25 protein-coding genes are annotated in these 22,975 nt (G+C 64.3%); 17 read left to right on the forward strand and 8 right to left on the reverse strand.

Annotated features, from left to right (window positions below):
- From GPA_RS16745 to GPA_RS06770, 10 genes are all read left to right on the forward strand, one after another.
- Positions 1 to 638: ATP-binding protein (locus tag GPA_RS16745; RefSeq protein ID WP_049784047.1), on the forward strand; the 638-nt coding region annotated here is incomplete at its 5' end.
- Positions 635 to 835, forward strand: coding sequence for a hypothetical protein (locus tag GPA_RS06730; RefSeq protein ID WP_015539390.1), 201 nt, complete (start codon positions 635 to 637; stop codon positions 833 to 835). The genes GPA_RS16745 and GPA_RS06730, both read left to right, overlap by 4 nt.
- Before the next feature lie 124 nt (positions 836 to 959).
- Entirely contained in the window at positions 960 to 1,322 is a 363-nt protein-coding gene (locus tag GPA_RS06735; RefSeq protein ID WP_041239210.1) for a hypothetical protein, read from the forward strand.
- A 70-nt stretch (positions 1,323 to 1,392) separates the two neighbouring features.
- Positions 1,393 to 2,433, forward strand: a complete 1,041-nt coding sequence (locus tag GPA_RS06740) for a hypothetical protein (protein WP_156790950.1) — start codon at positions 1,393 to 1,395, stop codon at positions 2,431 to 2,433.
- A gap of 118 nt (positions 2,434 to 2,551) precedes the next feature.
- A complete protein-coding gene (locus GPA_RS06745) occupies positions 2,552 to 2,770 on the forward strand; it encodes a hypothetical protein (RefSeq protein ID WP_015539392.1) in 219 nt (72 codons plus the stop codon).
- A gap of 266 nt (positions 2,771 to 3,036) precedes the next feature.
- Entirely contained in the window at positions 3,037 to 3,429 is a 393-nt protein-coding gene (locus GPA_RS06750) for a hypothetical protein (protein ID WP_015539393.1), read from the forward strand.
- A gap of 117 nt (positions 3,430 to 3,546) precedes the next feature.
- Positions 3,547 to 4,953, forward strand: coding sequence for a flotillin family protein (locus tag GPA_RS06755; protein ID WP_015539394.1), 1,407 nt, complete (start codon positions 3,547 to 3,549; stop codon positions 4,951 to 4,953).
- Positions 4,953 to 5,327: a hypothetical protein gene (locus tag GPA_RS06760; protein ID WP_015539395.1), complete on the forward strand. Its 375-nt coding sequence runs from the start codon at positions 4,953 to 4,955 to the stop codon at positions 5,325 to 5,327. The genes GPA_RS06755 and GPA_RS06760 overlap by 1 nt, the downstream gene beginning before the upstream one ends.
- Positions 5,328 to 5,476: 149 nt before the next feature.
- Complete coding sequence (locus GPA_RS06765) at positions 5,477 to 5,977, forward strand: hypothetical protein (RefSeq protein ID WP_015539397.1); 501 nt, start codon at positions 5,477 to 5,479, stop codon at positions 5,975 to 5,977.
- A gap of 438 nt (positions 5,978 to 6,415) precedes the next feature.
- Positions 6,416 to 8,260: an ATP-dependent DNA helicase gene (locus GPA_RS06770; protein ID WP_015539398.1), complete on the forward strand. Its 1,845-nt coding sequence runs from the start codon at positions 6,416 to 6,418 to the stop codon at positions 8,258 to 8,260.
- A 63-nt stretch (positions 8,261 to 8,323) separates the two neighbouring features.
- On the opposite strand, the gene GPA_RS06775 is transcribed toward GPA_RS06770, so the two are convergent.
- From GPA_RS06775 to GPA_RS06785, 3 genes are all read right to left on the reverse strand, one after another.
- A complete protein-coding gene (locus GPA_RS06775; RefSeq protein ID WP_015539399.1) occupies positions 8,324 to 10,849 on the reverse strand; it encodes a pPIWI_RE module domain-containing protein in 2,526 nt (841 codons plus the stop codon).
- 2,333 nt (positions 10,850 to 13,182) lie between these two features.
- Positions 13,183 to 13,959, reverse strand: a complete 777-nt coding sequence (locus GPA_RS18025) for a pPIWI_RE_Z domain-containing protein (RefSeq protein WP_156790952.1) — start codon at positions 13,957 to 13,959, stop codon at positions 13,183 to 13,185.
- Positions 13,956 to 15,158, reverse strand: a complete 1,203-nt coding sequence (locus GPA_RS06785; protein WP_015539401.1) for a restriction endonuclease-related protein — start codon at positions 15,156 to 15,158, stop codon at positions 13,956 to 13,958. Before GPA_RS06785 ends, GPA_RS18025 begins: the two co-directional genes overlap by 4 nt.
- Positions 15,159 to 15,344: 186 nt before the next feature.
- Between GPA_RS06785 and GPA_RS06790 the strand changes: the two genes are divergently transcribed.
- The 5 genes from GPA_RS06790 (at position 15,345) to GPA_RS06805 (ending at position 17,952) form a co-directional block, all read left to right on the forward strand.
- Positions 15,345 to 16,169, forward strand: a complete 825-nt coding sequence (locus GPA_RS06790; protein WP_015539402.1) for a hypothetical protein — start codon at positions 15,345 to 15,347, stop codon at positions 16,167 to 16,169.
- Positions 16,166 to 16,723: a DUF5067 domain-containing protein gene (locus tag GPA_RS06795; RefSeq protein WP_015760188.1), complete on the forward strand. Its 558-nt coding sequence runs from the start codon at positions 16,166 to 16,168 to the stop codon at positions 16,721 to 16,723. Before GPA_RS06790 ends, GPA_RS06795 begins: the two co-directional genes overlap by 4 nt.
- Positions 16,724 to 16,836: 113 nt before the next feature.
- Positions 16,837 to 17,259 (forward strand): hypothetical protein, encoded by a 423-nt coding sequence (locus GPA_RS06800; protein WP_041240210.1) that lies wholly within the window; start codon positions 16,837 to 16,839, stop codon positions 17,257 to 17,259.
- 54 nt (positions 17,260 to 17,313) lie between these two features.
- Positions 17,314 to 17,457 carry a hypothetical protein gene (locus GPA_RS18030; protein WP_015760190.1) on the forward strand — a complete coding sequence of 48 codons (144 nt, stop codon included), beginning with the start codon at positions 17,314 to 17,316 and terminating at the stop codon, positions 17,455 to 17,457.
- A 12-nt stretch (positions 17,458 to 17,469) separates the two neighbouring features.
- Positions 17,470 to 17,952 carry a hypothetical protein gene (locus GPA_RS06805; RefSeq protein WP_015539405.1) on the forward strand — a complete coding sequence of 161 codons (483 nt, stop codon included), beginning with the start codon at positions 17,470 to 17,472 and terminating at the stop codon, positions 17,950 to 17,952.
- 77 nt (positions 17,953 to 18,029) lie between these two features.
- Here GPA_RS06805 and GPA_RS06810 read toward each other — a convergent pair whose 3' ends face one another.
- The 5 genes from GPA_RS06810 to GPA_RS06830 all read right to left on the reverse strand — a co-directional run bounded on the left by GPA_RS06810 (position 18,030) and on the right by GPA_RS06830 (position 21,346).
- Positions 18,030 to 18,473, reverse strand: a complete 444-nt coding sequence (locus GPA_RS06810) for a helix-turn-helix transcriptional regulator (protein ID WP_015539406.1) — start codon at positions 18,471 to 18,473, stop codon at positions 18,030 to 18,032.
- Positions 18,474 to 19,100 carry a hypothetical protein gene (locus GPA_RS06815; protein ID WP_114552066.1) on the reverse strand — a complete coding sequence of 209 codons (627 nt, stop codon included), beginning with the start codon at positions 19,098 to 19,100 and terminating at the stop codon, positions 18,474 to 18,476.
- A gap of 271 nt (positions 19,101 to 19,371) precedes the next feature.
- On the reverse strand, positions 19,372 to 20,130 hold the full coding sequence (locus GPA_RS06820) for a hypothetical protein (RefSeq protein WP_015539407.1): 759 nt from the start codon (positions 20,128 to 20,130) through the stop codon (positions 19,372 to 19,374).
- Positions 20,131 to 20,211: 81 nt separating this feature from the next.
- Positions 20,212 to 20,481 (reverse strand): hypothetical protein, encoded by a 270-nt coding sequence (locus tag GPA_RS06825; protein WP_015760195.1) that lies wholly within the window; start codon positions 20,479 to 20,481, stop codon positions 20,212 to 20,214.
- Positions 20,482 to 20,641: 160 nt separating this feature from the next.
- Complete coding sequence (locus GPA_RS06830; RefSeq protein WP_156790953.1) at positions 20,642 to 21,346, reverse strand: hypothetical protein; 705 nt, start codon at positions 21,344 to 21,346, stop codon at positions 20,642 to 20,644.
- 217 nt (positions 21,347 to 21,563) lie between these two features.
- On the opposite strand from GPA_RS06830, the gene GPA_RS06835 reads away from it, so the two are divergent.
- Positions 21,564 to 21,995, forward strand: coding sequence for a hypothetical protein (locus GPA_RS06835; RefSeq protein WP_015539409.1), 432 nt, complete (start codon positions 21,564 to 21,566; stop codon positions 21,993 to 21,995).
- Positions 21,996 to 22,249: 254 nt separating this feature from the next.
- Positions 22,250 to 22,675 (forward strand): single-stranded DNA-binding protein, encoded by a 426-nt coding sequence (locus GPA_RS06840; RefSeq protein ID WP_015539410.1) that lies wholly within the window; start codon positions 22,250 to 22,252, stop codon positions 22,673 to 22,675.
- Positions 22,676 to 22,975: the final 300 nt, after the last annotated feature.

Genomic DNA, 22,975 nt, shown 5'->3' on the forward strand with positions numbered 1-22,975 from the left:
TCCATGAGGCGGTCGTGCGCAAGACCGGCATCCCGCCGCGCTTCGCCCGCCGCATCGCCGAGGGAGTGGCCGCCCCGGAGCATGCCTACGACGCGCGCCTCGCGCACGGCGGCGGGCTGTACATCTACGGTCCGCGCGGGGTCGGCAAGACCGAGATGGCGTGCCGCATCGCCTACGACTACGCCGGCTCGCGCCTCGACCCCCGCTTCGGCAACTGGGCGTACCGGCCCGTCCCGAAGGGCAGGTCCAAGCACGGCATCAAGTTCGTTGTCTCGGCGGACCTCATGACCGAGCTCCGCTCGACCTTCGACAAGGGCGGCGACAGCGAGGCCGACGTAATCCGCAGGTACGTGAACGTCCCGGTCCTGATCATCGACGACCTGGGCAAGGACTCCTCGACCCAGTGGGTGCTCGCGAAGCTGTTCCAGATCGTCAACGGCCGCTACGAGGCCGAGCGCGCCACGATCGTCACCAGCCAGTACACCCAGGCGGGCCTCGCCGCGGTGCTGTCGGAGTACGGCCGCAAGGAGGACGCCCTGGCTATCGTCTCGCGCCTGGCCGAGATGACCGAGCGCGTCAAGATGGACGGCCCGGACCGCCGTATGGCGCCCTGCGATGCCGAGGGGGCCGGGCGATGAGACGCCGTGCCCCCCAGGAGGGGCGCAGCTACAAGCAGGCCCTCTACTCCGTCGTCCTGCTGGTGCCGCGCCTCCCGCGACCCGAGCGCACCGGGACGGTGAGGGTCCTGCTCGACTTCATCGCCGACCTCTGGGAGCTGGACCGGTCGCGCGTCGATGCGGACTTCGCATCGCTCGTCCGCGGGCTTCCTCGCTGACGTCCGCACGGGTATGCACATGCGCGTCCGCACATCTGCGCGTTTGCGCATGCGCATACCTGCACAGATACACACATACGAGGGCGCACGGCCGCGCGCCCTCCCTGAGGGATTGGGGTTTCCCGTGGAGAAGATCGAGGACATGTCCGCCGGCGAGGCCGAGGAGCACATCGCCGCGCTCTACGGCGACGAGCTGTACGGGCTCGAGCTCGACGGCGAGGTCTCGGGCGAGGGCGCCATGCGGTGCGCCTGCTCGCCGGTCCATGACGAGGTGAGGGGCATCTGCGATATGCTGGGGCTGGACTTCACCCGCGTCGACCGGATCGCGACCGGGCGCGCCGGGATGCTCTGGGCGGGCGAGGGGATACCGCACCGCTTCGACGCGTGCTTCGAGATCCGCGACATCGCGCGGCGCCTGCGCGCCCTGCGGCCCGACGGCGCTTCCCGTTCGGAAAGCGCCGACCCGCACCGCCGGCCCCATCGGTGATCGGCGCTAGCATTTTGCAGAAGGACACGCATGGGCCAGATGCGCCTGGGCAATGGAATGGAGTTTCAAGATGGAAAGGCAGATGATCGAGGGCATGCTGGGCGACGCACTCGAGCGTGAGATCATCACGGCGAAGATGGTAGACGGGGCGTATCCTCCCGCCGTCGCAGTCGGGATCCTTGACGGCCCCGGCCGCGAGATCGGCTTCGGGCATGGGGAAAGCCAGCTGACGGTGATTCTCCCTGACATCGGGGACTGCGCGCGCTTCGTCGACTCATGCAAGGCCCTCGGCGGCAAGGCGCCGTTGGGAACCTATGGCGGCGAACTTGTCCCGGCGATGGCCCGCGAGCTCGAGCGCGAGGAGTCCGCCCCCGCGCTCGCCGCCCTGGAATCCGCCCTGGATGGCGCGAGGCGAGGCGGCTATTGCGTATTTGACCGGGGCATCCACGATGACGTCCCGGACCCCGGCCTGGTCTACCTGTGCTCGACCTACCCGGCGGCCGTCCGCCTGAAGGACTCCCTGGACTCCGTCCGTGCCCAGGGCAACGACCCCGACTGCCGCACGCTGGGCGTCTACCGCGTGGTGGACGGGTACGATTACTTCATCATGGGGGGACTGTACGGCGACACGCAGGCGGACGCATACGCCGTCCACGGCGACCTTGCCGGGGACTGGGGCGCCGGCGAGGTCGCCTTCCGCATCTCCGACCTTAAAGCGAAGACGTTCTCGTACGATATCGATGCCGACGGCGGGCAGAAGGCGTCGGCGCTCGTCTACTACACCGATGAGGGGGCCGACCCGGTCCTCTTCCAGCAGGCCGACGGCGACTGGCGCCTGGCGAGCGACAACTTCCTCGCGGAGAACGCGATCGTCGAGGACTTGGAGCGGGCCTATACCGGCGAGATCTCGCCGGTATATCTCAATCGGGATATCGTCGACATGGAGGAGATGGCCGAGGCCTACGGCTGGGTGAGGCCGGAGAGGACCCCGGCCTCCATCGCCGCCGTCGCCCGGAAGGCCGCCGCGTCCTCGGCAGCCGAGAAGCCGTCGCCCGGCAAGGTCGCCGACACTGCCCGCGAGGTCTCGAAGGACTCCGCGCCCCGGCACTGATACCATGGGAGTGCGGATGCGCCCGCAGGCGCTTTGGCATACACACGCAAACGCTCAACCGCGCATCCGCACATACCCATGCATCCGCATCCGCATATATGCGTAAAGGTGGCACGCCATGATCAGGAACGTTCTGAAGCCCGACGGCACGGTGCATATCGAGCAGCAGGTCGGCAACATGCGATACGATCTCACGACGGGGCAGGTGGATACGGTGGTTCCCGGGGCGGGCGCCACGAACCTCGTCTTCGGCGCCGACGGCCGCCCGCACGTCGAGCTCACGACCGGCAGCATTCGCCAGGATCTGGGCAGGCCCGGTTTCGATACGCTCCTGTAGGTTCCGCAATCGCACATACGCATACACGCACACATACACAGTTGCGCATACGCACACTCGCACAATGGAACACATGCACGTCGGCATATCTACGCACATGCACATAGCCGCACACGCGCCCATCGGGCTCCAGCCTCGGTGGGCGCCTTGTTTCCGGCCGTTTTCCGTATCCGGCGTTTAAGCCGCCGGATACGGGGAATAACCACCTGAGGGGAAACGGACAGCGCCGAGGGAGGGCGCGCCCCGAAAAGGAATGGAGAACGGAAATGAGGATACCCGCAAGGGCGGCAGGGCCGCTCGTCGCCATGGCCATAGCCATAGCATCGTTCGGCTGCATCGCGCCCGCGGCTTACGCCGAGAACGCGACCGCCGCCGTGATCTCCGACGACGGTGATCATGTCGTCGTCGACGTCGACCTGAACGGAAGTGCGCCTGTCGGCGACGCGACCGAACAAGCCGATATGAAAAGCAGTCAGGGCGAATCGGTTTCCGATGCGGAACCAGACGAGGCCTTGAAAGCATTCGAGGCCCTGATGACGGCCAACGACATCATTATAAGATCAGCGTTTTACTACATCTTACTGCCGTCTCTCTTCGCGATGGCCTTGCCTCTCCTCTTATACGAATTGCTGGAGCTACATGATCGCCGCCGCCTTTGAGTCCCGACGGTTGGACTGAACCGGTGTCGTGCCGATCGTGAGCCCGGTCCGCCCCCGACGAAGTTATCTATAACCGGGCGGCTCTGCCCGAGCCGCCCTTGAAGGGAAGGAAACCCTATGATGCTTTCCGAATCTTTGATCTTCAACCTGCTCCCCGCAGCCGTCGGCATCATGGCCGTCGTGCTGGTGTTCGAGAGCTGCTGGCGCAAATGCCCGCCGGATAAGCTCATGATCGTCTCCGGCGCCGGCAAGATGCGCTCCGTCTCCGGCAAGGGAACCTTCGTGATCCCGCTCCTCCAGCGCGTGGACACCCTCTCGCTCGGTGCCGTGCAGGTGCAGTTGACCACCGAGAACGACATCCCGACGCAGGACGCAATCCTCATCCACGCCTGCGCCGTGGCGAACTTCCAGATCGGCCAGACCCCCGAGCTGATCGAGACCGCGTCCAAGAACTACCTGAATTTGGACAAAGAGGAGATGACCCGCCAGGTCACCGAGGTCATGCTGGGCAAGATGCGCGAGGTCATCGGCCAGATGGACCTCAAGGAGCTCATGCGCGACCGCGAGAGCTTCAACGCGAAGGTCTTCGGCGGCTCCAAGGACGACCTCGCCAACCTCGGCCTCGAGCTGCGCACCTTCAATGTGCAGGACTTCTCCGACTCCCAGGGCATCATCCGCTCCATGGGCGCCGATCAAGCGGCCGAGATTAAAAAGGAAGCCGAGCTGGCGCAGATCAAGGCGGCCGAGGAGGTCGCCATCCGCCAGAACCAGCTCGACTTGAAGCAGGCCGACCTCAAGAAGCAGGCCGACAAGGCGAAGGCCGAGGCCGATATGGTGAAGGCCACCGTGACGGCCGAGAAGCAGCGCGAGCTCTACATCGCCCAGCAGGAGGCCGAGATCGCCGCGGAGACCAAGAAGGTCGAGCTCGCCGAGCGCCAGGCGGACGTGAGGGAGCGCGAGCTGAACGCGACCGTGAAGAAGCAGGCCGAGGCCGACCGCTACGCCGCAGAGCAGGCGGCCGAAGCCGACCTCTACAAGCGCACGAAGCAGGCCGAGGCCGCCCGCATCGAGCGTCAGAACCAATCCGACGCCGAGCTGTATTCCGCCCAGAAGGACGCCGAGGGCATCCAGGCCCGCGCGAAGGCCGAGGCCGAGGCCACGCGCTTGAAGGGCGAGTCCGAGGGTGTGGCCGAGAAGGCCCACGGCGAGGGCGTCGCGGCGGGAATCAAGGCCCAGGCCGAGGCGTACAACGGCATGGATAACCCCTACCTGCTCGCCAACCGCTACATCGACATCATGCCCAAGGTAGCCGAGCAGGTTGCGAAGCCCCTCACTGCCGTCGATTCCATCAAGATGTACGGATCGGGCAACGCGCAAAAACTCGTAAAGGAGACCACATCGATTGTCGACCAGGTCGCATCCGGCCTGAAGGACAGCACGGGAATCGACCTGCCGTCCCTGCTGAACGGTCTGATCTCGAACCCCGATATCGATGCCGACTCCGCCGAGAACATGGTGGAGTGATGGTCGTCCAGCTGATCGCCGCGGCCTTGCTGCTCGATTTCTTCGGCTGCATGATGCCCCTGGCATTGGTCGAGGACACCAAGGCATTTAAGGTCGGCGTGTTCCTGATTTGGGCGGCGCTGGTGGCGGATTCCGTCCTGATGGGCTTGTTCTATCCGAGGGAGCTGGCGGGGGTGAATCCCCTGTTGGCGGCAGGTCTCGAATCGATATGCCTCATCTGTGCCATGTATCCCCTGCATGGGTTCGCATCGAACTTGGCCCCCTGTGGCATCCGGGTCGATGCTGCCGCGGCCCTCGCCTTCATAGACTTCCTCGTGACCGCTGTGGGATGTGTCTCCCTGCTCTTGGGCACGATCTGGCTTATATTCTTCTAGGCTCGCAGGCATATGGACCTGTCGACCATCAAGCCGGTGCCCTTCCGGCCCCGCAAGCCGGAGGGTTCCGAGGAGTAGTACCGGGGCGGGCCGCCCGCACGTCGCGCAGACCGTCGGGCGGCTTTTTACATCGAAGGGGAGTGTGCCCCATGGAGGGGAAACGAAACCGCGGCGAGGTGACCGCCGAGCTTTCCGAGAAGGTATGGGCGAGGCTGTGCCGCGAGAACGCCCTGGTCGCGAGCGAGGTCTGGGTCGATGACGCCCGCCGGGTCGATTTCGTGGCCTACAGGCCGCATCGTCCGCGCGACCGATCGTCGAACCATGCGACCGCCGCCGAGCTCGAGTCCGGCACCTTCACGTTCGTCGAGGTCAAGTCGTGTATGGACGATTTCACGAGCGGCCACGGCAGGACGTTCGAGGGCGATGAGAACTGGCTGGTGTGCCCGCTCGAGCTCGCCGACTCGCTGGCTTCCAAAGGTATGCTGCCCAAGGGGGCGGCCGTGTACTCGCCCGACGCCCGCGGCGCCCTGCGGAAGCGCTACGACACTTCCGAATTCCGGCAGGTGCGCGTCGCCCCGGCAATCGAGCTGATATGGGCGATGCTGAGGCGGAAGAGCTCATGCGAGACCGGCGCCGGTTTTCCCGTATAGATCACCGGCACATCTGTCCGGATGCATATCCGCACATCGGCATACATACGCCGAGGCACATACGCGCACACGCATATATACACACCAGCACCATTGCACATATGCGCGCACGCATAAAGACATAGACGCACAGATGAACAGGCCGCGACCCCTTACGAGATCGCGGCCTGTTCTCGGACCGAAGTCCCACCCATGAAAGAAATCCGCGATGCCCGCATGGGAAAGACAAGCCGTTCGGCTGCGCGGGGCCCACATCATTCTGAGGCTATCGTACCCGTCTGCGCATCGGGGTATACGGGCGCGCGGGGAAATGCGCGGAAGCATATCCGCCCCGCCTTCAAAAACTTCCTATAGTTTCTGCAAAACCCCCGTTCAGCGTATATTTTTTCGCTTGCGCGGGTATCAATTCCCCGTTACTGGTCGAACGGATGGCGGGATATGGAAATGGCAGACGGTGACCGCTTTACACCGGAACAGGCCGAGGCGCTGAGCGCGCTGAGGGACGGGAGGAACGTGTTTCTCTCGGGCAACGCCGGCACGGGTAAGAGCTACGTGCTCAACGCCTTCATATCGGACCTGAAGGCGCGCAACGTCGATTTCCTCGCCCTGGCGCCCACCGGCATCGCCGCGCTGAACCTCACGGACGGCTCGACGATCCACCGCACGCTGAAAATCGCGCCGGGGGTCTGCGCCCCCGATGGCCCCAAGGGGTCCCGCAAGGTGCTCGACGCCGCGAAGGTAATCATCATCGACGAGATCTCGATGTGCCGCATCGACCTGTTCGACCACGTGATGGGGATGATCTCCCAGTCCATGACGCGCAACGGCGCGAAGCAGGTGGTCCTCGTCGGCGATTTCTTCCAGCTGCCGCCGGTCGTGACCGAACGCGACTCCGCGCTGCTGATGAAGTTCTATCCCGGAAACCTCCAGGGCTGGTGCTTCAAGTCGAGGTACTGGACCGGCTTCGATTTCGAGCCGCACGTCCTCAAGACGGTCGTGCGCCAATCCGACCCCGATTTCATCGACAACCTGAACCGCGCCCGCGTCGGCGACGCGTCGTGCCTCGATTACTTCAACGCGCACTCGAAGAGCTCCCGCGCCTACCTGCCGAAGGACACGCTGGTGCTGTGCGCCAACAACCGCATCGCCGATTCGATCAACCGCGAGAACGTCGACGCGCTCGACGCACCGAAGGTCGAGTTCGCGGCCGCCGCGACCGGCACGGTGTCAAACGGCGACAAGATGGCGCCGGAGAGGATCGTCCTGTGCCGCGGCGCCCGCGTGATGTCGCTCGTGAACAGCCCTCAGGAGGGTTACGTCAACGGCACGCAGGGCACCGTCACCGACGCGTCCGCGGACGCCGTGACGGTCAAGTTCGACGGGGTGGACGAGAAGGTCCGCATCGAGCGGCACAGATGGGAGATCAACAAGTCCGAGGCCGTCGTCGAGATGGACGATGAGGGCAGGCCCGTCAACAGGGTCAAGACCGCCGTCGTGGGTGCCTATACCCAGATCCCGCTCAAGCTCGCCTACGCCATCACCATCCACAAGTCGCAGGGCCTGACGTTCGATGCCTGCTGCGTCCACACGAAGGTCTTCGCCGAGGGCCAGCTGTACGTCGGCCTGTCCCGCGTGCGCTCCGCCGCCGGCCTCACCGTGTTCCCCAAGATCGAGCCGAACCGCCTGATCGCCAGCCGCGAGGTCGTGGAGTTCTACGATTCCCTCGAGCACAGGATGGAGGAGCCGGTCCAAATCGAGTGCCCGCGCCGCTACGAGTCGCGGGTCCGCGCCTACGTCCGAGACCTCATGGACGGCAGGGACCCCGATGCCCCCACGCCTCCCGCCCTGGAAGGCGCCCTGGAGAACAGCAAGGGAGGTACCCCGGAACCGGGGACCGAAAGGCCGGCTCGAACCCTCGAGGAGAAGATTGGGGCGGATATAGTTGCCCGTGCCACCTTCGCCCTCAAATTTGCAGTTTCGAGTGCCATGTCCAAGGACCATCTTGAGGCCAAGATGCTCCTAGCCGGGTACGTACTTGATTGGGGACGCGCTCCGCATGAGCTCTATGTCGTCTGCAAGGAGGGCGGTTATCGCGTCAGCGCATCGGAACTGGGCATCCGGCGCTCCGAGATTGAGGCGAGGATTGCGAAAAACTCCGGCTTCGACTTGGGCTCCGCTCGTCGTCAGCCGAGCCCGTCCGACTCTCGCCCTGGGAAGCGGAAGGGCTCGGCGAAAGAGTCCGCCGGTCGCACCCGAAATACACGCAAGGCGAATAAGCGGTAGCGACAACGGAAATGGGAAGGCCGAATCTCCCGGCCTCCCCATTTCATTTTCGCGGGCGGATCGCTACCGTCTGCCGGTGAGCTCCCAGTCCCAGATATACTCCTCGACCTGCTCGGCGAGATGGAGCGGGGCGGGAAGGTTCACCCTCATATCGTTCTTGTAGAGCTGCACCATGCAGCCGCGCAGGGCCTCGGCGTATTTGACGCTGGCAAGCGCCTCGGCCTCGCCACCGGGCGACAGAAGGCAGTACTCGTTGATCGTCTTCTCGCAGAACGCCGCGGTGGGCGAATCGTACTTCGATCCGCGTGCGGACCATTTGTACTGGGCGTCGCCCGGTCGCGGGGCCAACGCGAGGAAGTAGCCGTCCATCTTGAAGAGTCCCTGCTTGTCGCGCCTGTTCGGCACGGTGCCGTCGTCTGCGCCGCCCGCGGCCACCTCGTCCGTGAACCAGTCGGGGACCTCGCCGTTGAGACCGGAGCGTATACGCAGGATGCGCAGCTTGCTGCCCGCGAGGCCAAGCGGCTCCTCATAACCGGTCGGTCCGTAGCTCAAGGGTCCCGACTCGAGGCCGGAGTCGCTGATGCCGGGCCACCAGTCTCTCTGGCGGATGCGGCCGTAGGAGTTGACGAGGAGGAGTTCCGGCCTGTCGCCGGTGGCGCGGACTATGCCGTGGAGCATCCTCTTCAGGGCCATTCCGTTCGCCCGCTTGCAGGAGTCCGGAAAGCCCTCGGAACCGCTCAGCCGGGCGAACTCGATGAGGGCGCGCCAGTACGGTAGGCTTCCGTCAGGTAGGAGGGGGCAGTACACGGTGACGGCACCGCTTCTCATGTCCTGTCGGACGCAATAGGGGAAGCTCGCCCGCGCCTTGCCGTTGCCGGAGTTGTAGACCTTCAACCCTATCGCCGGGATCGAGGTATCGATGCCGCGCGAATTGCGTGCCGGTTCGGGTACGAAACCGAGCTGGCGCATGAGGTCGCGGACGGCGACGCGCGCGCGGATCTCGGGACTGTCCTTCGAGTCCTCGGGTTCGATGAATTGGGTCAGGCGCCCGGTTTTCGCGAACGCGATGCGCAGGGCGCGCTTGGGGTCTCCGCCGTCGTCTTTGCCCTTGGGCTTGTAGCTCTCGGCGCCCGGCAGAGCCACTATGCACGCGGTCGGGTCGGTCGCCTCGGGAAGCGCGGCGGCGACTTTGCGCCAGCGGATCTTCGCCTGGCTGTCGCCGGTATTCTCCATGCGGTTCAGGAGGTCGTTTGCCGGGATGTTATCGATCTCGACCTCGAAGCCGTCGACGGCCCCCTCCCCACCGAGAAAGCGGGAGATCTCGGCCCTTGCCATATCGAGGAGCCGGGCATCGTCCTGGTTGCCGATCAGCTGGAATACGGCCCTGTCCCTGCCGGTGCAGTGGGCGAGTCTGGCGCGGTTGGCCCGGCCCCAGGTCTCCTGTCTCGCCCGTGCGCTGACGGGGTCCTTGTCCCAATCCGCCTGCCTGGGTTCCTCTATGGACGCCTTGAGATGGGTCAGTTGAAGCGAGTCGAGCGCACCGACGGGCTCCGCGATATCTTTGAGCCGAGCCGCGACGGCCTCGAAGAACATGGCCTTGTCGATGACGGATGCCCCGCTTGCGACCGAAGGCTTCGATGCCCAGGAGGCGGTCATCGCGTAGGGGGATAGGATCTGCGGCTGCGAGCCGTCGCGGGCGTACCTGCCCATGTCCTCAAGATACTCGCGGACTGCGGGCAATCCGGTCCCGCTGGCGAACTCGTAGTTCGCCAGGGCCGCGGGGTCCCAGGCCAAGTCGCGCTTCTGTTTGTCGTAGCCGTAGGGGACGACGCGGAGCGTGCCGCCTTCCGTGCGGACGTAGGCGTTGACATCGTGTTTGAGGAACGGGTCGTCCTGCCATGGCTTGCCGATGAAGCGGCGGACGGCGACATCCATGTTGAGCCTTGCCTTGCGGCCGACCGGCAGCGTCTCGACGTGGAATCTGAGGGCGAACGCCCACGGGTCCTCCTTGTGCCAGTGGATATCGGAAATCAGCTCGTAGACGTTTCCGTTTCCGCGTGAGACTCTGCTGAAGTTCTCGACCATGCCGTTGGCGAGTTCGAGGGGGATGTCGGCGATGGCGTCGGCGACTTGCGCGGAGAATGCGGGGAAGGTGAGCCTGCCCGTGGGACGGCCGTCGCCGCTGAACAGGCAGATCTCTTCGCCACGCACGGCCTCTTCGAACGTCTCGGGGTGCAGCATCCCCATCACCTTGCGGTAGGCGGGGGATTGGGTATCGATGTCCTTGCGGGAGGAGATCCAGACCGCGATGACGTTGCATAGCTTCGCGAGATCAATGGGGGCGAGGGCGATAAGCCAGCTGTCGGTATGTACGTTGGGGCGTACGGGATTCAGCTCGACGGCCCGGTCGAGCCAGCAGCGCAGGTCGTCCTTGAGGACTTTGGTGTTGAGGTAGCCGCCCTCTTTCCTCGGGGGCATGAGCGTGAAGAGGGCGTCGCGCAGGCTGTCGGGCAAGCCGACGACGTGCACGGTCGTCTTGGTGTCGGGGACGGGTGCGAATGACATGAGGTGCAGCTTAGAGTCCGACATTTCCGATTCCTTTCCTGAACGACTCGTAGAACGGCCCGTAGAGGGCTTTGGCGACCTCCGGCTGGTCGCTATCGTGCATGAGGCGTTCCATGTAGGCGCCGAGCTCTTCCAGGGTCCTGAACGAGAGCTTCCCGTCGCCGCCGCGGAAGGCCGCATCGGCGAAATAGACATGCGGCGCGGGCCTCTCCTTATCGGCAAGCCTCGCCAGACGCCCGAATATCTGGATGATCGTGACCATGAGCGTGGAGATCGCGTCGTCTACGAGGAATTGCCTGCCCATGGTCCTCCATGCGCCCATGGGAAGGTTCTCGTCCCGCTCCATGGTCTTCCATGTGCGCCAGGCGGAGGCCCTGACCTCGGTCGCGAACTCCCCGGGATTGGCCGGGTAGTCGCCGACCTCCCTTTCGATGAGGCCGTTGAGCTTGCGGTATCGCCCGCCGAGGTCGTGCGGTGTGCCCATCGGGCGCACCGAGAAGATGAGGCTCGTGAAAACGGCATGGCCGCCGCGGTCGACGATATTGAAGCCGCGCTCGATGGCCATGGCCGGCGCCACGAGCACTTTGGCCGGATGGTCGCAGAACTTGTAGACTTCGCTCCGGGGCACGAAGTGCTCCCTGTGGTCGTGGTTGTTGCGCACCAGGGCCGCGACCTTGATTGCCTGGCCCTTGCGTCGGAACTCTTGCTCGATGCGGTCGCGTGCGTCCTCGGCCTCCCGGTAGCTGTTCACGATGACCAGGGCCTTTCCCGCGCCCTCCGCGTCGAGTTCGTCCCTCAGCGTGGCCATGGTCTGCGATAGGACGATGCCGAGGTTGCCGGAACGCATCTCGGCGGCGCTGCCGGACACGTTCTGCTCGATGCCGAGGTCCCTCACGGTCGAGGTGGAGAGCTTGGCCGCCTTCCACGGCTCCGCCTCGAGGAGGTAGTCGACCGGCCTGTTCACGTGGTATTGCAGGCAGCCGGGCTCCCAGCTCGAACCGGAGAGCAGGAGCACGTGCGGCCCCAGCGCCGCCCCGGCGGGGTCGGTATCGAGCCAGGGCAGCGAGCACATGAAGGCCCGCCCGAAGGCGAACTGCCGGAAAAGCCTGAGGTCGTTGCCGTCGAGCTTCATCCCGAAGATGTTGCCGATCAGCGAGTTGGGGAGATAGTGCTGCTGGCGCGTGTAGCTGAACTTGAGGAAGTTGTACAGCTCGTCGACGGAATCGTCCTTGAAGCTGAGGAGGTCCTGCGCGGAGGCGAGTTCGCGCAGATACGAGTCGAACCGGATGACCTTGAGGGCGAAGGAGAACCTGGTCCGCAGCTCGTCGGGAAGCTCCGAGCATCCGCATGCAGCGAGGTATTCGTTCAGCGAGTAGCTGTGGGTGTCGTCGTCGATGCCCTCGCAGGAGGTCGCGACCGCCTGCGAGAGCTTGTTGAGGGCCGCGCCGCCGCCATCGAGGCTCTTCTTGGCAATCTCGAATCTATAGGGGTTGATGAGTTTGTCGGCATCCTCGTAAACCTGTTTGGGAAGGCCCTGCTCCAGGAGGTCGTTCAGAAGCGAGAGCGACGTGAACGCCTCGTCCTTGACGATGCGCCATTTCGCCACGCGGTCGTCCCTGACGGATTTGAGCAGCGCCTTCGCGACGGGCTCGGATTTCTGGCGCAGGTCGTAGAAAAGCTCCTCGTTGAAGTCCCTCATCTTGTCGTCCGGGCGCCGCTTCATGGCCACGGCTGTCGGGTCGGCGGCGTTGCGGATGAGCTCCTGGAAGCTCATGCTCGGGGCGAAGCAGCCGTCGAGCTGCGCCTGCACGCGGTCCGCCTCATCGAACAGGACGACGTCGAACTGCTGAAGGGCCTCCTCGAAGAATGCCTTGCGCTCCCTTCCGACGATCATGGTGGCGAAGCCGGTGGGAGTCGTGACCACGACGTCGGATGTCAGGGACTCGCGGGCCATGGCCTGCGATGGGCACACGTCCCAGTACGGGCATGAGTTCGCGCCGCCCTTCTTGGACCGGAGGCCGCGGCATGGCGTGCTGCCGTATCCGCAGGCCTCGGGATCGGAAGAGGAGAGCCCGTCCATGATGCAGGCGGTCTCCAGGTATTTGGATGCGGAATGGTCGAGGAGCATGGAGTCATCGTGGTCGAAGAACTCGTCGAGCCGTTCGATGCGCCTGCCGCGCGACACCAGGGGCGAGGCGCTGATTCCCGCCTCGCGAAGCAGGACGACGCTTTCCATCACGTCCGATACCGAGTTGAGCAGGGATACCGCGCGCAGGCCGCGCTTCGCGAGGCAGACGATGAGCATGTTGGCGAGGACGGACTTGCCGGCGCCGACGAGGCCGACGAGGCTCACGACCTCATCGAGGCGCAGGCCGTCGGCGACGGATGTGCTGCCGCCGCGGGCCCGCTTGAGGAGCCCCTGGTCCTTGACCCTTCTGAGCACGGCGGCGTAGTGGGTCTTCCCGGTCTTCTCCCCGACTTCGTCCGCGGTCGAGATGAGCTCGTCGAGGGTGATATCGATGGGCGGGCGCCTGCTCTTGCGGGGGGATATCGTCAATCTTGCCCGTTTGGGGCGGCACGGCATCGGGCATGGTCACCCAACGGATCGATCCGGTTACCGTGGTATCGCCGGTCGCCTCGGGCTTGCATGTGTAGGAATACCGTCCTTTGGGTCTCGCGACCACGTTTTTATGGGAGAGTTTGACATCGCCGAGGAGGCGGTCTATATAGATCGGCATGCGGTCGATCCCGGTAAGGGGGTGCTCGCGCAGGGCCATTCCGCCGTCGGCGATATCGAAGAACCGGTACCGCTCATATTCCGCGCGCTCGTAGAGGCCCAGCAGTCGCCGCCAGGCCGTGGATGAAGCCAGCGAGAACAGGTGTCGGCGCGCCATCTGCATGAGGTGGCCGTCCGCGCCGATGGTCTCGGGCCTGATGAGCTGGTAGTTCGATAGGAGCCTGTCGGCCTTTCGGGTATCGGCGCCGGGACCGCATACGCGTACCGCGAGCGCGAGCAGCGACTCCACATTCAGGAACTCGTCGAGGGATAGGTCGCTGTCCTCGGGATAGCGCACCTCGAGATTGCGCTTCAGCTGGTCGAAGCCTTCCTGGGCTGTATCATTCGGCTCGCTCATCGCGTGCCTCCCTTCGCGGCGGCATCGAGTCGTTTCGAGAAGTTGCGCAGCGTTTCGCATGAATAGCCGGTCTTGCCGCGCAGGACGGCATTGCATAGCGCGCGATATCCGGGATGGTCCCGTTCGACTTGGTCCGGCACGACATAGGCCACCTCGTCCACGCACATCTGGGCGATGCCGGTGTCGTCCTCTATCTCGCGGGCAAGCCGCTCGGCGCGGCCGTATGCCTTGGCGTCGACGGCAAGCTGCCGGCCGTCCGGCAGATGGATCAGGATGTCGCAGGTGTCCTTGAGGGGCCACATTTCGTATTTCAGACCGAGGCCCGCTGCGGCCTCGGCGATCGCCAGCTCGAGCTTTCCGGGGGAAGAGATGTAGTGCATGACGCCGCGGGATAGGCGGAAGGCGTCGTGCGCGACGCTGTCCAGCTTGTCGAAATCGCCTGTGACGGCCTTGGCGCACGTCGCCGATGAGCAGTGGGGCTGCTTGCCTCGCATGGTCATCGTCCAGCCGCAATTCGGGCATACTTTTGCGGCGCCCGGGACGGGTTCGTAGGCCATGGAGACGAATTCCTGCAACCACACCGGGTCGATGGTGTCGGCTTCGCCCTGGTCGAGGGGGTCGGGGTCGCCCAGGGCGAGCCCCGTCTTGATCCTGACGTATTCGTTCCAGGTGAGCAGCGGGTGGCGGATGAGCATCCTGCGTCCGTACACGTATTGCTCCTGGGTGCCGGCTCGGAGGAATTCATACACCCTGCGTTCCTGATGGCCGCCCAAGAGGTCGTTTTCCGCAAAGCGCAGCACCTCGTAGCATTCCGACGTCGCGGCGAAGTAGTCGCCGTCTACTGACGCCAGGGGCCCGATCTCGATGGACCGGCACCCTTCGACGGCTTCCCTGCACTCGTCGCGCCACCGGGCCGTCCACTCGCGCACGTCTGACGCTGCGCTGTTCCTGATGAAATCGGACTCATTGAACGTCGGCAGCAGCTCTTCCGCATCGTCGGAGCACTCAGCGCACAGCGCGGCGAGGATATTCATGCCGTGTCTGAATGCCTGGCTGTAGGGATACCTATGCGGGTCGGCCTCGTAGAGGCCGTCCTTCTCGGCGATGCCGTATGCGATGAGGAATACGGCGGTCTCGAAGCGGTTGGCGATATCGCGGGCTTTGCCGGCGGCTTCGGCCGCGGCGATCGGGTCGGACATGGACCACCTCTTTATTGGAATTGGCATACACAGCAGCTTTGATACCCGCCCCCGCCGCGCTTTACACGCCCCTACCGAAACTCGACGGATAAAAATGCCCCCGCACCGGCTCGAATCGAGTGAAAGACTTCCCGCGCACGGGGTAGAAACAGCTGGGACGGCACGCATCCGCGCGAAGGGTTTGACATGTCTAGGGTGGCTTACGGGCAAAAGGGATACATCGGCGCCTCCATGAGCGCGAACGCGCGGGCGGCCTACGAGGCGGGGGAGATGCCCCGCTCGAAATGGACCAAGACGGCGATCCTCGGCGCCTTGAGGGGCTACTGCGATGAGATGGACCTGCTCTACGACCCCGCGGTCGAGTCCGAGACCAAGGCCGCGCTCTTCGACCGGTTCATCGCCTCCTCGTCCTGGCACCACACCGGCGCCTACGCCCGCGAGACGGAGTTCTTCGCCCTGGACGAGGCCGCCGTGGTCGGGGCGTTCCGCGAGCTCGGGCCCGAGGAGGCGGCCGAGCGCGACCGGATCCGGGCGCAGGCTGCGGCCCGGGTGCGGGAGGCGGAACGGCATCGGAGGGAAGCGGAATGCCTATTCGAGTACCGCTTCTCCTGCTCCCCATATAGCGCCATGGCGTACGAGGCGTTCCATCCCGAGCTGTGCGAGCGCCGCGTGAGCAAACACAGGAAGCAGGAGCTCGTCGTGTACCGGCTGCCGGACGGCAGCGAGCCGTCGGGCTATGCGGAGATGTCCGTCCCGGCGGACTATGCGGACAGCAGCCATGTGGTGCCGTCGGTTTTCATATCCGGCACGGGCGGGGATCGCGCGTGGCGCGATATCGACTTCGACGAGGCCGAGCGGAAATTCGCAGCGGCGGCGAGAAGGGCCGCGGCCTTTCGCGAGGGGAGACCGAAGCTCATGCAGGACGAGGCCAGGCGCGCTGCGATACGTGAGACTCGGCACCGCGTCTGCACCGCCCCCATTTTGAAGAGCATAAAGGAGATTCACAGGTGACGGGGAAGAATGTCTATACGATGACGGCGATGACGAGGCGAGCGTTCGTGGGCCTCGCGGTCATGGCGGCGCAGGCCGGACTCGCGGGCTGCGTGAGGAACGGGGCGCCGGACGCCGGCTCCTCCGACGGCGGCGCCGGGAAGTCGGGCGATGCCGGCACCTCGTCGCCGTTCGCGCCGCAGCAGTCCGCCCAGGCGTCCGTGGACGGCATCTCGATCGACCGCGTGACGATCGAGGAAGGCACGGGGCCGGACGGCAAGCCGTTCCGCTACATCCGGGTTGCCTATACCTTCGAGAACGTCACGGACTCGGACGCTGTCGCACCCTATACCGACATCAACGCATACCAGGACGGGATCAAGCTCGACAGGTCCTACAAGGTGCAGGACCAGCGGGCGCAGAAGCAGATCGAGCCGGGCGGGAAATTGAAGTCGTTCACGGCGTTCGCCCCCGATTCTGAGACGGTTCCGGTCACGGTCAAGGTGATGGCGCCCGGCGAGAAGGAGCCGAGGTCGGAGCGATGCTACTGCATCGTGAACCCGGGCCTGCAATAGGCCGTCCCGCTCGCACGTCCACACATATATATATGCGCGTCTATGCGTTTACGTACATGCGCATATGGGTAGACTCACATCGAGTAGAGACGAAACGGGAGGGGATGGTCCGCATGGCGCCGTTCATCAGTGAAAATATCGACCTGGTTCCTTGCATGGCCATGGCATTCAACGCGGCGATTGCGACCATGGGTTTTCTGAAAATGGTTGCATGGACCGAGCACGGCATGTCGTCGAGGATGTCCAGATACATCGACAGGTTCGGCAAGATGGGCATCGACCGCGAGATTTTGGAGGTCTATGCGCGATCGTATCTCGACGAGTCGCGCAACGCGCTCATCTGCTGGATCGTTGGCCTCGCCATCACTATGGCTGTGGGGATTGTCATCTGGGCCCACGACGTCGGCGCGGCAGTCCTCCTGACATCCGTGGTCGCGGCGGCGGTATCGATCAGGTGCATCGTCATGGCAGTGAGGGATGTGGCGGATATCCGCGACGTCCTGGCCGAAACCGACCTAGGCACCCCGACCGCGTGATTTGCCCTGGCATCCAATCAATAGGGACAAGCAGATATTCAGAAGGGACTCGATATGGGTATGCAAAGCTATATGGCGACGGTATTTGTCGGCGAGCGTGAGATTGGCGGGCCTTTTGTAAACGGTGATTTTCGTTCAAGCCTGAACTTCGCGAGGCGAGAGCTTCGCGGATACCTGCGCCTGGCTGAGAGTATCTGACGGCAGGAAGTCATGGGTGGTCGCCGTCATGGCCTTCGTTGTGTAACCGCCCCGGCGCTTGATTTTGGCATCCTTACCGAGACGAAGGATAGCGAGACCGCCACCGTGGAGTCCAGCTTTACCGTGACGTCGGCCTACACGGCCGAGGATTTCGTATCGGATACGCGAAGCTCGTTTCTTGCCTGCGTCACCGAAGATTTAGGCGAGCAGGTCGCATCGGAGGCTGCAAGTCTCGTCGATGGTCAAATCGCGTCGATGTCGTGGTATAGGCGCTTCGAGATATGGAACGACCTCGCATCCTACGACATATGCGGCGTTGCGAACGCCGATCATCTCATCGACGGGCTCGAGGAGCTTTCCGTCGCGCTCGCCGATGGCCGCGCGTTCGACGCAAACGGTGGAAACCCCGTCTTCCATGCTTTTCACCGGGCCGAGCGGCAAAGTGGCGACAGAGAGTTACCTGTGCCTGCCAGACGTACTCATCGACATCATTGAGACAGGGGCTTCGGGCAACCGGAGCTCTTTTCTAATATGAGTCGGCACCTCCACGGTACCGGCCCAATAACGACTGCCTACATATCCCAGATCTCGCTCAGCCGCTCATCGTCCGCGGCCTCCTCCTCGAAGCGGAACTCGTAGGGGATGGCCAACCTGGTGAGCTCAAAGGCCACCTTTCTGGTCATGGCGTTCGAGATCCGCGCCGCGCGCGCATCCTCCGCGGCTAAGTCCTGCTCGCGGAAGTAGGGGAGCGGGTAGGGGTTGCCGTCCGTCTCATCGACAATCTTCTCCACCAGGCACCCGACCTCGCGCTCTTGGATTTCCGCCAGATTCTCGAGGTACTTCCATGCCACGGCAGTGGCGCGGGCTCGCGGCAGGCGCGGGCTTTCCCAGTTCTTGATGGTCTTCACGTCGACGCCCGCTGCCTCCGCGACGTCGGACTGGTAGAGCCCCAGGCTCTCGCGCAGCACCTTGAAGCCCGCCTTGGTGTGGATGGTCTGCATATCCGTTCCTTTCATCTAGATTCTCTTCTCGAAGAGCCCGTGATAGACCTCATCGATCTCGTCCTGGTATTCGCACAGGAATTCGCAGCGTCCGACCACGAGTGCGACGAAAAGCTCGTCGACGGTGGCAATGCCGTAATCGTGGAACCCCGCGGGAAGGTAGAGCGTCCCGTTGTAGGGCGCATGTCCGACCCGGTAGCAAGAGAAGTCCCCGAAGGCCGATCCCTCCACGCGGTACAGGCTGTAGTAGTCCCCGGCACGCTTCGCAGCGTCGATCGCCTCCGTGTGGCCGGCGATATGGCGGATGATCTTCCCGTCCGCACGGTTCGCGGCCGCCTCGCGCGCGAGCGTGCGCAGCTCGGGCATGCGGTCGAGCGGGTCGACGGTGTGGACCGTATCCATGTGTTCCGTGAACCCCTCGCCGTCGCGCGTGATTTCGCTCACTGTGGCGACGAACCGGGCGAAACCGCGCTGGCAGACCCCGACCCTGGAGGCCGCCGAGACCTTATGCGCCGCACGCAGTGCCTCCTCCCGGCTGTCTCCCTCGTAATGCAGCTCCGACGAATGGAGCGGCCGCACGTCGATATCCTCGGTTCCCGTGAACAGCATCTCGCGCGATTCCGTCACGAAGATCGTTTCCATATAGTCCTCCCATATGCGCACCGGGCGGCCCCATACCGCCTGCTCTACCTCTCTTGTACCCCCTGAGGGGAAACGTAAACGCACGCCGCGGAAAAATCGCCGGACCGGGTTCGGGAAAAGGACGGGGCCGAAAACGGCCCCTGTCTTGAAATCTGGATATGGAATCAATCAATCATCGCCATGTCGAACGCTTATATGCGAACTCGGAATCGATCATCGCTGCGCAGTCCCTCCGAGGGCGGGGCCGTCGTGCTATCTGGCGGAACTAGCCTTATTTACCCGCCGTCGGGCGTAGCGCCAACAGGTCATTCCTGATCTCATCGAGCAGCTTCCTGCACTTGAGCTCCGCGGCCTCCATCGGGCTGACGCATCCATCCTCATGCGGGTCGAAAATCATATCCGGGTCTGGCAGCCATTTGCCGTCGTCCTCGCCGAAGGCGGTCTCGGTCATGATGTCGCAGAGGCCCAGGAGCCTGACGAAGATATCGCTCTCCCCGACATATGGGGTCGCGCGTCGGCACGCGCGGAGGTACACGTCGAGCGTCTGGAGGAACAGGTCCTCGGTGCCGATCTCCCAGGGAGGACGGGACTTATCGTCTTCCGGGTTCACCTTGATGTCGTGCAGAATCGAGTCCGGCACGCAGCGCAGGTCTGTAGTCGGCCAGACGAAATGATCGGTCTCCTCGCACAGGTCGAGGAAGTCGTAGGCCTGGTTCCATAGCACGCAGAGCACATCCAGCTGGTTTTCGGTGAGTTTTTCGTCCATGGTCCTATCTCCTGATTCTATGAGGAGGTCGGCGACGTCGATGTGCGCCCAGCAGGCGATATCCTCGACCTTCTCGAAGTCGCTCGGCGCATGCGCGCCGCGCCGCCGCCGCCAGTCCTTGATCGATGAGATCGAGACGTGCATCGCGCCCGCGAGCTCCCGCATCCTGGCGGCGCCTTTGGCGCCGTGTCCCAGCAGCGAATCGAACACGGCGGGGGAGAACGCGAACGTCCCGTCGCCAATCCTGTAGGTGTCTTTCCGCATTGCGGCATCTCTCTTTCTCAATCCTTGCCGACAATGTTATCTGTGGCGCGGCCGTCTACGGAGACGAACCTGGACGGACCTCTACCCGTCCGGCTTCACGGAGAACCACAGACCGTCGTCGCAGATCAGCCCGCGCGCGACACATCGACCGCCGACGTCCACTAGGACGCCGGTCACGGTGGCGTCCGCCTTGCCGAACATGCTGGGGCAGGGCAGCGTCGCGCCGACCCTGGCGATCTCGAAGCGCCGCCCGTCGCACACGATTGCCCTCGGGGTGTTGAGCCCGCACTTTCGGTCGGTCTCGACCGCTATGGGGACGACCTTGGCGTCGAACCTGCTGCATCCGCCCACGTGCCGGACCTCCCTCCCGCTCGGTATCGCGCGCCACGCGCGCGATACCCCCGCCGTCTCCCACCCTGGATACCGCCCTGCGATCCCAACGGGGAGGGCATCCGGGGCGGTACCGCCCGCGCTGCGGTCTCACCGCGCAGCAGGCGGCCTATGGCCATGCCTATTCGGCCGACCCGATGCGGTTGCCGTTCGTGTAGTCGGAATAGGCCCGCTCCCAAGCGTCCTGCACGCGGTGGGAGTCGCATATCTTGCAGAAGATACCCGTCTTGGGCGAGCCGTCGCGCAGCATGAACGTGATGAAGCAGAAGTCTCCGATATCGGGATCCTCGTTCATCATCATGGCGCCGCAGGTGTCCAGCACCTCGCGGTTGTCCTCCTGCGACCCGCCGAGGATATCGATCGTGCAGGTGGCCGTATCCGACGGTCCGACGAGGCCATCCGGCACCGCCAGCAGTGCATCCGGGTCGGTTCCGTCGATCTCCCCAAGGATGCGCGTCTCGAACGTCGAGTTTGCCGCGCGCAGGCGTCCGAGTGCGTCCGCGTATGCGATCGACGAGACGAGGCGTTCGAGCTCCCTGGCGGCAGCCTCGGCGCTGTCCGCATATCCCCGCGGGTCCTTTTCCATGAGCGCGTCGGCGAGCATGGCGACGGCCGCCTCGGCAACCCTGCCGGACTTGCCCATGTCGTCGGCGCACTCGCCGGCGAGTGCCGACAGCGCGCTCGAGTAGAAGGGGATGTCGCTGCGGCGTCCGAACCTCTCGGCCACGCGCCCGCAGGACTCCCTCCATCGTTCCATCAGCGCGAGCCTCAGGTTCGCCGTCTCATCGTGCTCGATGGGCGACACCGTGTCGTGATCCGTAGCCATGTCCATATCCTTCCGTTTCCGTTCCATCCCGCTCCCACGGCTTCCCTAGAGAGCCGTTTACCCCGAATCGCCCCCGCTCATGCCCGCTAAATTGAGATCGGGGCGGAAGGCCGCCTGTCCGTATCTTCCCGTCCGCATCGGAATCGGCTGTTTCCGATGCGCCCGAACGGGGTATCAACTGGTAATACCGAATGAACGACTTGGGCAAGGAGCAGCCATGTATACGGACGATGACGAGATCGGGCGCGCCGTCGCTGCCGATCTGGAGGAATGCTGGCAGGGCGAGGGTTGGTACCGAATCTGCTTCACCGATGGGATGGGATCGTATCCGGCCACATGGTATGGAACCGAAGCGGACCTTGCCGACGACCTTCGCGGTGCCTACGGGGATGCCGGCGAGATCCATCTGCCCTACGCCGAGATCTCTGTGATCGATCAGGAGGTTGAGAAGGTCTGGCAGGGCGAGGGATGGTATCGGGTGACGGGCGGCGACGGCGAGAAATGGGAGCCGGACTTCTACGTTACACGCGAATGCCTGGTCGCCGCACTGCGCGACGCCTACGACGAGGCATCCTTCAGCGGCGCCATATGCGTCCCACGTGTAGAGCCGGCCCCGGATCCTAACCGGCGCCGAACGCACGCCTTCTGAACCGCCCCGTGATTCAAACTGGGCGAGAACCGAACCGGAGGAATCGCTACGCGTTTCCCACAACCGGCTGCCTACGGGACGTATGGGGTCCCTCCGGTCATCCGGCCATGGAAAACGCCGGGCTCCGGTGCCAGCCCAATACGTAGCCGCACAAACGCACATCTATGCGCTTACGCATCTGAGCATCTGGGTACATACATGGCGACGAAGGCGGGGGGATCGGCCCCCCGTCGGAACCGAAAGGATAGAAGCCAATGAGCATCAACCGAGTCAACATCACCGGAAACCTCACCCGCGATCCCGAGCTCCGCGCCACCGCGGCCGGCACCCAGGTGCTCTCGTTCGGCATCGCCGTCAACGATCGCCGAAAGAACCCGCAGACCGGCGAGTGGGAGGACTATCCCAATTACATCGACTGTACCATGTTCGGCACCCGCGCCGAGGCTGTCGGCCGCTATATCTCCAAGGGGAGCAAGGTCGCGATCGAGGGCAAGCTGCGCTATAGCTCCTGGGAGCGCGACGGCCAGAAGCGCAGCAAGCTCGAGGTCATCGTCGACGAGATCGAGTTCATGAACTCCCGCCCTGCCGCGTCTCCTGCTGCCGCGGTTGATGGTGGACAGCAGTATGCGGTCCCCGAGGCTCCCGCCGTCGAGGTTGCGGACGAGGACATCCCGTTCTAGCCGACCCGTACAACCCCATACTCAAGTGATCGCCCCACCGGAGACGGCGGGGCTTTTTCATGCCGTAGCCCGTCTCCACACGTTTCCCACACCCGGCTGCCTATGGGACGGATGGGGTCCCGCCGGTCATCCGGCCATGGAAATCGCAGGCCAGGGGCCTGCCGACCGGTGTCCGGGCGGCCCGCTGGGCAAATTATCGAATTACGCAGACGCATACGTGCGCATTTACGTGCTTGTGCGTTTACGCATGTGCGCAGCTGGGTACATACATACCAGCGGCAAGGGAGGCCGCGACCGCGT

Source organism: Gordonibacter pamelaeae 7-10-1-b (genome assembly GCF_000210055.1).
Lineage (GTDB): Bacteria > Actinomycetota > Coriobacteriia > Coriobacteriales > Eggerthellaceae > Gordonibacter > Gordonibacter pamelaeae.

Coding starts and splice junctions, on each gene's coding strand:
- GPA_RS06770 (WP_015539398.1), top strand. CDS start 6,416: ATGGAAATGGCAGACGGTGACCGCTTTACACCGGAACAGGCCGAGGCG.
- GPA_RS06820 (WP_015539407.1), bottom strand. CDS start 20,130: ATGCGGAAAGACACCTACAGGATTGGCGACGGGACGTTCGCGTTCTCC.
- GPA_RS06810 (WP_015539406.1), bottom strand. CDS start 18,473: ATGAAAGGAACGGATATGCAGACCATCCACACCAAGGCGGGCTTCAAG.
- GPA_RS06730 (WP_015539390.1), top strand. CDS start 635: ATGAGACGCCGTGCCCCCCAGGAGGGGCGCAGCTACAAGCAGGCCCTC.
- GPA_RS06765 (WP_015539397.1), top strand. CDS start 5,477: ATGGAGGGGAAACGAAACCGCGGCGAGGTGACCGCCGAGCTTTCCGAG.
- GPA_RS06785 (WP_015539401.1), bottom strand. CDS start 15,158: ATGTCCGACCCGATCGCCGCGGCCGAAGCCGCCGGCAAAGCCCGCGAT.
- GPA_RS06775 (WP_015539399.1), bottom strand. CDS start 10,849: ATGTCGGACTCTAAGCTGCACCTCATGTCATTCGCACCCGTCCCCGAC.
- GPA_RS06790 (WP_015539402.1), top strand. CDS start 15,345: ATGTCTAGGGTGGCTTACGGGCAAAAGGGATACATCGGCGCCTCCATG.
- GPA_RS06750 (WP_015539393.1), top strand. CDS start 3,037: ATGAGGATACCCGCAAGGGCGGCAGGGCCGCTCGTCGCCATGGCCATA.
- GPA_RS18025 (WP_156790952.1), bottom strand. CDS start 13,959: ATGAGCGAGCCGAATGATACAGCCCAGGAAGGCTTCGACCAGCTGAAG.
- GPA_RS06800 (WP_041240210.1), top strand. CDS start 16,837: ATGGCGCCGTTCATCAGTGAAAATATCGACCTGGTTCCTTGCATGGCC.
- GPA_RS18030 (WP_015760190.1), top strand. CDS start 17,314: ATGGGTATGCAAAGCTATATGGCGACGGTATTTGTCGGCGAGCGTGAG.
- GPA_RS06740 (WP_156790950.1), top strand. CDS start 1,393: ATGGAAAGGCAGATGATCGAGGGCATGCTGGGCGACGCACTCGAGCGT.
- GPA_RS06840 (WP_015539410.1), top strand. CDS start 22,250: ATGAGCATCAACCGAGTCAACATCACCGGAAACCTCACCCGCGATCCC.
- GPA_RS06745 (WP_015539392.1), top strand. CDS start 2,552: ATGATCAGGAACGTTCTGAAGCCCGACGGCACGGTGCATATCGAGCAG.
- GPA_RS06760 (WP_015539395.1), top strand. CDS start 4,953: ATGGTCGTCCAGCTGATCGCCGCGGCCTTGCTGCTCGATTTCTTCGGC.
- GPA_RS06830 (WP_156790953.1), bottom strand. CDS start 21,346: ATGGCTACGGATCACGACACGGTGTCGCCCATCGAGCACGATGAGACG.
- GPA_RS06805 (WP_015539405.1), top strand. CDS start 17,470: ATGGGTGGTCGCCGTCATGGCCTTCGTTGTGTAACCGCCCCGGCGCTT.
- GPA_RS06815 (WP_114552066.1), bottom strand. CDS start 19,100: ATGGAAACGATCTTCGTGACGGAATCGCGCGAGATGCTGTTCACGGGA.
- GPA_RS06835 (WP_015539409.1), top strand. CDS start 21,564: ATGTATACGGACGATGACGAGATCGGGCGCGCCGTCGCTGCCGATCTG.
- GPA_RS06755 (WP_015539394.1), top strand. CDS start 3,547: ATGATGCTTTCCGAATCTTTGATCTTCAACCTGCTCCCCGCAGCCGTC.